This is a genomic window from Salinicola aestuarinus (assembly GCF_003206645.1).
GTDB lineage: Bacteria > Pseudomonadota > Gammaproteobacteria > Pseudomonadales > Halomonadaceae > Salinicola > Salinicola aestuarinus.
Genome location: NZ_PZJP01000003.1, coordinates 26,718 through 37,403, shown reverse-complemented (window position 1 = coordinate 37,403; position 10,686 = coordinate 26,718). Strand labels below are relative to the sequence as shown.

General features: G+C 64.7%; 6 protein-coding genes. 4 read left to right on the top strand and 2 right to left on the bottom strand.

All coding sequences use genetic code 11. The features are described 5' to 3' along the window. The first annotated feature begins 126 nt into the window (after positions 1-126). The 3 genes from DOM41_RS03025 (at position 127) to glgB (ending at position 5,285) form a co-directional block, all read left to right on the top strand. Positions 127-663: a DUF2934 domain-containing protein gene (locus DOM41_RS03025; RefSeq protein WP_110685380.1), complete on the top strand. Its 537-nt coding sequence runs from the start codon at positions 127-129 to the stop codon at positions 661-663. 160 nt (positions 664-823) lie between these two features. Then, entirely contained in the window at positions 824-3,013 is a 2,190-nt protein-coding gene (glgX, locus tag DOM41_RS03020; RefSeq protein WP_110685379.1) for a glycogen debranching protein GlgX, read from the top strand. A gap of 58 nt (positions 3,014-3,071) precedes the next feature. After that, complete coding sequence (gene glgB / locus DOM41_RS03015) at positions 3,072-5,285, top strand: 1,4-alpha-glucan branching protein GlgB (RefSeq protein WP_110685541.1); 2,214 nt, start codon at positions 3,072-3,074, stop codon at positions 5,283-5,285. 191 nt (positions 5,286-5,476) lie between these two features. On the opposite strand, the gene treF is transcribed toward glgB, so the two are convergent. After that, positions 5,477-7,039 carry an alpha,alpha-trehalase TreF gene (gene treF / locus DOM41_RS03010; protein WP_110685378.1) on the bottom strand — a complete coding sequence of 521 codons (1,563 nt, stop codon included), beginning with the start codon at positions 7,037-7,039 and terminating at the stop codon, positions 5,477-5,479. Positions 7,040-7,153: 114 nt separating this feature from the next. Continuing rightward, positions 7,154-7,945: an SDR family NAD(P)-dependent oxidoreductase gene (locus DOM41_RS03005; RefSeq protein ID WP_223160921.1), complete on the bottom strand. Its 792-nt coding sequence runs from the start codon at positions 7,943-7,945 to the stop codon at positions 7,154-7,156. Positions 7,946-8,256: 311 nt separating this feature from the next. On the opposite strand from DOM41_RS03005, the gene DOM41_RS03000 reads away from it, so the two are divergent. Then, positions 8,257-10,488 (top strand): mechanosensitive ion channel family protein, encoded by a 2,232-nt coding sequence (locus DOM41_RS03000; protein ID WP_157956827.1) that lies wholly within the window; start codon positions 8,257-8,259, stop codon positions 10,486-10,488. The last annotated feature ends 198 nt before the right edge of the window (positions 10,489-10,686 follow it).

Sequence of the window (10,686 nt, the reverse complement as noted above, 5' to 3'; positions counted from 1 at the left end):
GCGATACCGTCCCCGGCGTGGGCAGCGCGTGAAGCTTCGAGAACCGATAGAGACGGTTGCGAAGAAGGATGACAAGTTGGCGGGCCAGGGAAGACCCCGTCTTGAGACCGTATAAGGGGAAAGATCATGACGAGTCGCGAGCAGCGAGTGCGAATGCTGGCCTATCGTATCTGGGAGTCGGAGGGACGCCCGGAGGGACAGGAGCAGCGCCATTGGCAGATGGCCGAGCGCATCGTTGAGGCAGAGAACGCCAGGGAAGAAGAGCACGAGTGGCTGGAGGCGAACGACGAGCCATCGCCACTCGAGGGCGAGGATCCACCGGCGGAGCCTGACGAGATCGGTATCGACGAGTCGCGATTGCCGCTTGACGATCCGGAGACCGAGGCACTCAAGGAAGAGGATACGGGCGTCGAAGTTCGTCCCGCCGGAGCGACCCAACAACGGGACGAGCCGAGCGCCGCGTCGGCCGTCAAGCCGGCGGCGAAGCGGAGCCCGAGCAAAAGTGGCGCGGGTAAACGGAGTGCGACGACCCGGAAAACGGCGAGCGGGGGGGCGAACTCGAGTACGAAAAGCCCCTCGAAGACGTCGCCGAACGCCAGCAGCGGCGAGACATCGGCGTCGGCGCCGAGTAAGCGGCGGCCAAGTCGCAGCAAATCAGAGTAGTGATGCAGTGCCACGGCGAATTCAGGAGCGAAGCGCCGTGACATCTCCCCCGGCTCGGGGTGCCGAGTCGGGGGAGTGTGCCCGATCGTTCAGCCCTTCCGACGGCCAAGGCCGGGAACTCAATTAGACGGGGCGAACCCGGTCTTCGATGGAGCGACACATGACCGAACGACACGATAGCGAAGCCGACGAAGGGATGGCCCTGCAGGGCGGCTTCGTGATGGGCTCCAGAATTCAGGAAGGTCTGCCGCACCCGCTGGGGGCGACCTGGGATGGATTGGGCGTCAACTTTGCGCTGTTCTCCGCCCACGCCACCCGCGTCGAGCTCTGTCTGTTCGACGAGGCCGGCAAGGAGGAAGTCGAGCGAATTCCGCTGCCGGAGTACACCGACGAGGTGTGGCACGGCTATCTGCCCGACGCGCGACCGGGCCAGCTCTACGGGTATCGCGTTCACGGGCTCTACGCGCCCGAGGAAGGACATCGCTTCAACCCCCACAAGCTGCTGATCGATCCCTACGCCAAACAGCTGGTGGGCGAGCTCGTCTGGGACGATGCGCTTTACGGTTACACCATCGGACACGAAGACGGTGACCTGAGCTTTGACGAGCGTGACAGCGGCCCGTTCATGCCGCGCTGTCGTGTCATCGACCCCGCCTTCACCTGGGGCCGGTCCAGCGAGATCATGGTGCCGTGGAGCGATACGGTGATCTACGAAGCGCACGCTCGCGGCTACACCATGCGCCACCCGGCGGTGCCCGAGGAACTTCGGGGCACATTCTCGGGGCTCGCGGTGCCGGAGGTGGTCGACTATCTCAAGGGCCTCGGTATCTCCTCGCTCGAGCTGATGCCGATCCACGCGTTCGCCGACGATCGCCATCTCCAGGAGAAGGAACTGCACAACTACTGGGGCTACAACACCCTGGCGTTTTTCGTGCCGCATCCCCGCTATATGGCGACCGGGACCATCAGCGAGTTCAAGCAGATGGTGGCGCGCTACCATGCCGCCGGCATCGAGGTGCTGCTCGACGTGGTTTACAACCACACTGCCGAAGGCAACGAGATGGGGCCGACGCTGTCTCTCAAGGGGATCGACAACGCTTCCTACTACCGCCTGATGCCGGAAGAGAATCGCTACTACATCAACGACACCGGCACCGGCAACACGCTCAATCTCTCGCACCCGCGAGTGCTGCAGATGGTGACCGACTCGCTGCGCTACTGGGCCAGCGAGATGCGGGTCGACGGCTTCCGTTTCGACCTGGCGACGATTCTCGGCCGCGAGAGCGACGGCTTCGATGAGGGGGGCGGCTTTCTCGACTCCTGCCGTCAGGATCCGCTGCTGTCGCAGTGCAAGCTGATCGCCGAGCCCTGGGACTGCGGTCCCGGCGGCTATCAGGTCGGCAAGTTTCCGCCCGGCTGGGCGGAGTGGAACGACCGCTTCCGCGACGACATGCGCGCATTCTGGCGCGGCGACGAAGGCAAGCTGCCGGCGTTCGCCAACCGGCTGACCGCCTCTGCGGACCTGTTCAACCACCGGGGTCGCAAGGCGTTTTCGTCGATCAACTTCGTGACCGCTCATGACGGCTTCACGCTTCGCGATCTGGTCAGCTACAGCGACAAGCACAACGAGGCCAACGGCGAAGACAACCAAGATGGTCATGACGACAACGTCTCCTGGAACCACGGCGTGGAAGGCGAGACGGACGACGCGGAGATTCGCGAGCTGCGCATGCGCCAGATGCGCAATCAGTTGGCAACGCTGATTCTCTCGCAGGGCACACCGATGCTGTTGGGCGGTGACGAGTTCGGGCGCACCCAGGCCGGCAACAACAACGCCTACTGCCAGGATAGCGAGATTGGCTGGGTCAACTGGGACCTCTCCGATGAGGGGCGAGAGCTGCTCGCCTTTACGCGCAAGCTGATCCACCTGCGGCGGCACTACCCGATCCTCGAGCGGGGTCGTTTCATGACCGGCGAGCTTAACGAGCGCCTGGGCATCAAGGATGTCACCTGGCTGAAGCCGAATGCCGAAGAGATGGTCGATGAAGACTGGCATCGAGAGAACGCCAAGGCGATTGCCGTGGTGCTCGACGGCCACGCCCAGCCGACCGGCATCTGCGCACCGGGCAATGATGTCACCGTGCTGCTCACGCTCAACGCGGGACCGGAGGAGACCGTCTTCGTGCTGCCCGAATCTCCCGGTGGTAGCCAGTGGGTGCGACGTATCGATACCTTCGACCCCGCCGCCGATGACGTTCGCTGCGACATGAAGGCGGAATATGCCGTCCAGGGTCGCAGCCTTTCGCTGTTCGAGCTGGTCGAAGAGGGCCGTGGCGCGCCCCATGCGTGATGTCGAATGCACCAACGTCGCTCACGAAAGTTCACGCGCCGATGACCAGGGAGGGTTCATGACACAAACCGATATTTCCGCGACTGCCGCCTCCGCGATCGATGCGGCCGACAGGGACGCACTCGCCCACGGCACCCATGCCAATCCGTTTTCGGTGCTGGGCCCGCACGCCCGACCGAACGGCACCGTCGAGGTTCGCGCCTATCTGCCCGGTGCCGAAGCGGTCACGCTGGTCGCCGCCGAGGGCGGCCAGGTTCTGGCCGAGTGCGAGGTCGACGGCATCGAGGGGCTCTTCGTTGGCGAGCTCTCTGACTGGCATCGCTACCGATTGCGTATCCGCTGGCCCGGGTCGGAGCAGGTTGTGGCCGACTCCTATGCCTTTCCGCTACTGCTCGGTGAGACCGACCTCTATCTGATTGGCGAGGGCAACCATCGCCGGCTGGGCCACTGCCTCGGCGCGCAGGTAGTGACCGTCGACGATGTCGAAGGGGTTCGCTTTGCCGTCTGGGCGCCCAACGCGCAGCGAGTCGCCGTGGTGGGGGATTTCAATGGCTGGGACACTCGCCGTCATGGCATGCGTTGCCGCTATCCTTCGGGAGTGTGGGAGATCTTCCTGCCCGAGTTGGGCGCCGGCGAGCGCTACAAGTTCGCGCTCATCGACGTCAACGGCGAGCGCTTGCTCAAGGCCGATCCCATGGCGCTCTCCACCGAAGCGCCACCGCTGACGGCCTCGGTGGTGGCGAGTGCGTCACCCTTCGCGTGGCATGACGACGAATGGATGGCCCAGCGCAGCGGACGGCACGCGCCAGGCGCGCCGATCTCGATCTACGAGATCCATGCCAACTCCTGGCGCAAGCACGGCGGCGACGACGGCGAGATCTATCAGTGGCCAGATCTGGTCGACTCGCTGATTCCCTATGTGGTCGAGATGGGATTCACCCATATCGAATTGATGCCGATCATGGAGTATCCGTTCGGCGGCTCCTGGGGCTACCAGCCGCTGTCGCTGTTCGCGCCCAGTGGACGTTTCGGCACGCCGGCAGACTTCGCTGCCTTCATCGATGCCTGCCATCGCGCCGGCGTTGGCGTGATTCTCGATTGGGTCCCCGGCCACTTTCCTTCCGATCCGCACGGTCTGGCGAGTTTCGACGGGACCGCGCTCTACGAGTACGCCCACCCGTTCGAGGGCTATCATCAGGACTGGAACACCTACATCTACAATCTGGGGCGACGCGAGGTGCACGGTTTCATGCTCGCCTCGGCACTTCATTGGCTGCGCGACTTCCATATCGACGGCCTGCGCGTCGATGCCGTGGCATCGATGATCTACCGTAACTACTCCCGGCGTGAGGGGGAGTGGATTCCCAACCGGCATGGCGGTTCGGAGAATCTCGAGGCGGTGGAGTTTCTGCAGCATCTCAATCAGGTCGCTGCCAGCGAGGCGCCTGGCAGCATGGTCATCGCCGAGGAGTCGACGGCCTGGCCCGGCGTGACGGCGCCGGTCGACCAGCAGGGCATGGGCTTCGACTACAAGTGGAACATGGGCTGGATGCACGACAGCCTGGGCTACATGAGTCTCGATCCGCTCTATCGCGGGTTTCATCACGATCGGCTCACGTTCGGCCTGGTTTACGCCTTCGATGAACGTTTCATGCTGCCGATCTCCCACGATGAGGTGGTGCACGGCAAAGGGTCGCTGATCGACAAGATGCCCGGCGACGAGTGGCAGCGGTTCGCCAATCTGCGCGCCTACTTGAGCTTCATGTGGTTCCATCCGGGCAAGAAGCTGCTGTTCATGGGCTGCGAGTTCGCGCAGCAGCGAGAGTGGAGCCACGACCGCGAGCTCGACTGGTTCCTGCTGGCCAATACGGCCAATGCCGGCATTCAGCGTCTGGTTCGGGATCTCAATACGGTCTACCGCGAGCGCCCCGAGCTGCACGCCCGTGACTGCGACAGCGAGGGTTTCCACTGGGTGGTGGGAGATGACAGCCACAACAGCGTCTTCGCCTGGTGGCGAGTCGATGCCCAGGGCAATCGCGTGCTGGCCGTCGCCAACCTGACGCCGCGGTCGCTGGAGGGATATCGTATCGGCGTGCCGGTCGCGGGTCAGTGGCGAGAGCGCTTCAACTCCGACGCCGAGTGCTACGGGGGCACCAACCGCGGCAACGGCGGTGGTCTGACCACGGAAGCGACGCCCGCTCACGGCGAATCGCAATCCCTGGTGATGACGCTCCCGCCGCTCGGGGTCGTGCTGCTGGCGCCGATGGCATGAAGCCGGGCGACTGAAACGCGTCGGTCAGGCCGCCTCGATGCAGGCCGGCGACCCCGCGACGATACCCGGCGCCTCGGCGTCGGGTGTCAGTAACTGGCGACTGCCGGCGTGCCCTTATCGGGATGCGGATGGACCCGTGACGTTCATGCGCCCTGACGTTCATTCGCCGTGACGTTCATTCGCCGTGAGCCTCAACCCACCTTGATCCCCTGACGGCGGGCCAGGAGTGCTCGGGTCACACCGTTGGTCCAGCCAAACCCATCCTGCAGCGGATACTCCCCGCCGCCGGCGAGTTCGGCCCCCGGGTAGAGCACGTACTTCTCGACCAGCTTGTGCTCACGCTGATAGAGGTCGTCGACCAGTTGCAGCCACCGGCCGGCGATATCCTCGGCCAGATCGTCGAAGCCATAGTGACGAAACCCCTCGATCGCCATCCACTGCAGCGGCGGCCAGCCGTTGGGGTGATCCCACTGCTGAGTGCTGTCGTTGATCTCGGTGGTGACCACGCCGCCGGGCGCGAGCAGCCGTAGCGACACGACATTAGCCACCCGCTCTGCCTGTCCGGGGGAGGCCAGCTGCAGAAAGAGCGGCGCAACGCAGGCAGCGGTGAGGTGGATACTGCGCTCCCCGCACTGCCAGTCATAGTCGTAGTAGGCGCCGCGGTCCTCGCACCACAGATACCGGTCCACCGCCTCTCGTCGACGTTCAGCGCGGTCGGAGAAGCCTTGGGCGTCTTCCGCCTCGCCGTTGGCCTCGCAGAGCTTGGCCAGGAGGAACTCCAGGTGGTAGAGCATCGCGTTGAGTTCGACGGGGATAAACGCCGTCGTGCGGATCGTCTTGAGATCCCGTGTATCGCCCAGCCATCGGCCGCTGAAATCCCAGCCGCTCTCGGCGCCAGCGCGGAGGTCGCGGTAGAGCTCGTGTGAGGGCCGGTCGGTCTGCTGCGCCAGCTCGTAGTCCTCGCGGTAGGACTCCTCTCGCGGCGTGTTGCGATCGTCCCAGTGTCGATTGAGCAGGCTATTCTCGTCGAGCCGCACGCAGCGGCGGTGACTCTGTCCCACGCCGAGATCGGCCTCACCGTCCATCCAGAAGGCATACTCCCGCTTCAACTGCGGCAGATAGTCGATCGCCTGGCGCTGGCCGCTCTGTTCGAGCAGGGCCACCATCATCGAGAACATCGGCAGCTGAGAGCGACTCAGATAGTAGCTGCGGTTGCCGTTGGGCATGTGCCCGTAGCGGGAGATCAGATCGGCGCAGTTGTCGGTGACCGAGCAGAGCAGCTCATCCTCGCCACTGGCCGCCAGTCCCAGCATGGTGAAGTAGGAGTCCCAGTAGTAGAACTCGCGAAACCGCCCGCCGGGCACGACGTAGTCATGGGATAGCGACAGCAGTGACGACCACAGCGGGTGCTGACGGGAATTGCGCGTCAGCGCCGGCCAGAGCTGGTCGATGTGCCTGGCGATATCGTCCTTGGGGCCGGCCTCGTAGCCGGTGCACTGGAGCGGGTCGTCGTCGAAATACTCTGACACGAAGGCGCGCAGGTCGAAATCCGGTGCCTGCCGCGCGGCCTCGAACGCCGCCATGATGTGGGTTGGCGAGCGTTTGGGCACGCTGTCGGCGAACGTTTTCGAATCCTCGAAAAGGTGCGCCAGCGCGACCGCCTCGAACAGCTCGCCGAAGCGGTCATGAGGTGTCACGGCGGCATCGAGAATGCGCTCGTCGGCTTCGTGATCGGCCTGAAGGCTGTTGGGCATCATCGATTCCATGGCGTGAACGGGACCTTTAAGGGCGGATGGGGGAGAGGTCGCGGCGGGCGGCTCGAGCCTGGGTCGGACCTCGGCGCGAACCGGCGCGCAAGCGCCGGGCGTCTATTCTTGGTAGTGCTGAAGGAGCCCGCCGTCAACGGGGAGCGTCGCACCGGTCATGTAATCGGCATCGTCAGAGGCAAGAAACGCCACGACGCCGGCGACATCTTCGGAGCGGCCGAGCCGGTTGAGCGGAATGTTGCCGAGCAGATGCCTGAGCTTTTCCGGGTCGTCGTCGAGCGCCGCGTTGATCGGGGTCTTGATCGCGCCCGGCGCGACACCGTTGACGGTAATACCAAGCGGTGCCAATTCTACCGCGAGATTGCGGGTCAGCATGCGAATACCGCCCTTCGCGACGCAATAGCTGCTGAAACCCGGGAAGGGGAGATCCTCGTGAACCGAGCTCATGTTGATTACGCGGCCGCCATGCTCGGCGTCTCGCAGATGTTTCACGAACGCCTGGGTGGTGAAGAACACGCCTTTCAGGTTGGTGTTCACCACGCTGTCGTAGTCCGCTTCCGTCACCTCCAAGAAGGGCGCTTCGATCTCGAGCCCGGCGTTGTTGACCAGAATGTCGAGCCGGCCCATTGCCGCGACGCTCTCCTCGATCAGTCGTCGATTGGTCTCGGTGTCGCCAACGTCTCCGGTGACGATCGCCGCGCGTCGGCCGTGGGCGCGCACGCGTTCGGCGCTCTCGTCGGCGCGATCGGAGGGCTTGCTGCCGCTGATGACCACGTCGGCCCCCTCCCGGGCCAGGCGTTCAGCGATGGCGCGACCGATTCCCGAGGAACTGCCGGTCACGAGTGCGACCTTGCCCTCGAGGCGGCCACGTCGCGGCGTCTGTTCATCCATCATGCACTCTTCCCTGTGAGAAACGGCGAGTCTGGCGACGTGTGTGTGACGCCTTATGGCGCCGATCGGCCCTGCGTCGAACGTCGGCCTGTCGATGCACGGCGCGATGACTCGGCTGACAGCGGCGTGTCGTGCCACACTCACCTGTTGAACCTTCGTAGAAGATAGAGCAGGCAGCGCTCACCGACCAATCCTCGCTCGCTCAGGGAGAGTTCAAACGGTTTGATCGAGCGCGACGTTTGTGGCCGGCGCCCGGCGATAGCATGATGGCCGGCGACCATGTCGGTCGGCGAATCGCAACAATGGGGAACGACGTGAGGGAATGGATACGCTGGGGCTGGCTGATCATGATCGCCCTGATGATGACCGTGAGCACGACGGCGGCGGCACAGTCGCTGTCGTCGATGGTCGGTAGCGGCGCACAGTCGCAGAGTGATGGCAGCGAAGCGCCCTCGGCGCAGGAGCTCAACGCGTCGCTCGAGCAGATCATTGCCACACTCCAGGATAGCGACCAGCGCCAGGCGCTGCTGACGAGCCTCGAACAGCTGCGTGACGCCACCGCCGCCGAGGCGGACAACCGCCCGGTGGGAGACGGTCTCCTCGGCGCGCTGGCGGATTCGTTCAGTACCTTCGAGAAGGACGGACTCGACAACCCGGTCAACTATTGGGGCGAGAGAGTCGACCAGGCCGGCGACGACGTATCGGGACTGGTGGGTAGCGGCGCGGACCTGCCCCCACTGCTGCTCGACCTGCTGTGGGTCACCGCGCTGTGGGTCGGGGTGACGCTGGCGCTGGCGGCCCTGTGGCGCTGGGTCATCCAGCGGCTGGGCTATTCGTTGCAGATGCCCACCGAGCCTTCGACCTGGATGCTGGTGCGCCATCTCGTGCGTCGTGTCGTGCCGCTGGCGGTAGGTTTCATCGTGGCGCTGATCACGGTGCATCAGTTCACGACGTCGACCCTCGGCGTGACGCTGGCAATGATCGCCGCCTATGTCACGCTCTGCGGCTCTCTTTTTGCGGCCGTCTGCGAGATCGTCTTTTCGCTGTTCGCCAGCGGCCACCGCCAGGTGGCTCTGCGGATCCTGCGTCGGCGCGGGGCGCGCTGGCTCTTTGCGCTCGGCTGCCTGGTCGCGCTCGGCGATGCCTCCAATGCGACGGGGGTGATCGAACCCCTGGGCGAGGGATTGACCTCGCTGATCTCTCTGCTCGCCAATGTCTGCGCGGCGGTGGTGCTGGCCGCCTTCGTCATGGCGTTTCGCCGGCCCATTCGCCATCTGATCCGTAACCGGCCCTACCACCATCGTCAGGAGCGGCGCGCCACGACGGAACTCGTACGCGTGTTCAGCCGGGTCTGGCACATTCCCATCCTGCTGATGGTGGTGGTGTCGCTCGGCGCGATGCTGATGTCGGCGGAAGACTCGCGTAGCGCCTTCTTTCGCGCCGTGGTCACGGCAGGTCTGATGATCGCGACGCTGGTGGCCTCCGGGCTCATTCAACGGCGTAGCGAGCGGGCGCGGGAAAAACAGAGTTCCGAATACTGGACGCGGGTACTGCGTCTGGTCTTTACCCTGGCGCACCTGCTCGCCTGGCTGGTCTTCGCCGAGGTGGCGATGCAGGTGTGGGGCTCGTCGCTATGGGCGGTTGGTGGCGACGGGGGGCTGAGTCAGCAGATCGCCAAGTCCCTCATCGGGCTCGGCTTCACCTTCCTCGTCGCATGGCTCGTCTGGATCCTCGCCGATACCGCCATTCAACACGCGCTGCTGCGCAGCAGTCGGCGTCACGGTCGCCGCGTCAACGCAAGCGCCCGGGCGCAGACGATCACGCCGATGCTGCGCAATACGGTCTTTCTCACCATCGCGGTGATCGCCGTCATCATCGCGCTGGCCAACCTGGGGGTGAACGTCACGCCGCTGCTGGCGGGGGCAGGCGTCATCGGTCTGGCCGTGGGCTTCGGCGCCCAGACGCTGGTTCAGGACCTGATCACCGGGCTCTTCATTCTCATCGAGGACTCGCTGGCGATCGACGACTTCGTCAATCTGGGCGCACACATGGGGACTGTCGAGGCGCTGAGCATCCGCACCGTCAAATTGCGTGACCTCGACGGCATCGTTCATATCATTCCCTTCAGTCAGATACAGGGTATTCAGAACTACTCGCGAGAGTTCGGCGTGGCGCTGATGCGCATCCGCATTGCCCACCATCTGAAAATCGATGAAGCGATCGAGACCGTGCGCCAGATCGCCGACGATCTGCGCAACGACCCGATGATGCGCCACCATATCTGGTCGCCGCTGGAAGTTCAGGGGGTAGAGAGCTTCGATGCCGGTGCCGCGATCCTGCGAATTCGCATGCGCACCGCTCCCGTCATGCAGTGGGACGTGGCGCGGGCCTTCAATCTGCGCTTGAAACAGCGCTTCGACGAGCAGGGGATCGATCTGGCGATGCCGCGCATGAGCGTGGTGATGGAGCAGAACTCGGTCTCGCCCGGCGAAACTGGCGGCCGGCGCGAGCCGGTGACGGCGCCCCGGGCGCCGGATGCCGAGTAGTCGCAGCCAACAAGCTGGGCCGGCTCGCAGCGTCGCGACTGGAGAAGCGTCAGACGTTCCACGCTTCGGCAGGCGGGCAGCTAAACGCCATTCGACACTCTCGCAAGACGCCAGCGCCTGCGGCGAAGCCGTGCTGCCTAGGCGGGGGACCGCTTCCAGTGGCGGCTGATCGCCCCGCCTTCCGGTGGGGCGATGCAG

Bases quoted from the DNA above. Each gene is read 5' to 3' on its own strand.
- glgB (WP_110685541.1), top strand. From the start codon at position 3,072: ATGACACAAACCGATATTTCCGCGACTGCCGCCTCCGCGATCGATGCG.
- DOM41_RS03025 (WP_110685380.1), top strand. From the start codon at position 127: ATGACGAGTCGCGAGCAGCGAGTGCGAATGCTGGCCTATCGTATCTGG.
- DOM41_RS03005 (WP_223160921.1), bottom strand. From the start codon at position 7,945: ATGATGGATGAACAGACGCCGCGACGTGGCCGCCTCGAGGGCAAGGTC.
- glgX (WP_110685379.1), top strand. From the start codon at position 824: ATGACCGAACGACACGATAGCGAAGCCGACGAAGGGATGGCCCTGCAG.
- treF (WP_110685378.1), bottom strand. From the start codon at position 7,039: ATGCCCAACAGCCTTCAGGCCGATCACGAAGCCGACGAGCGCATTCTC.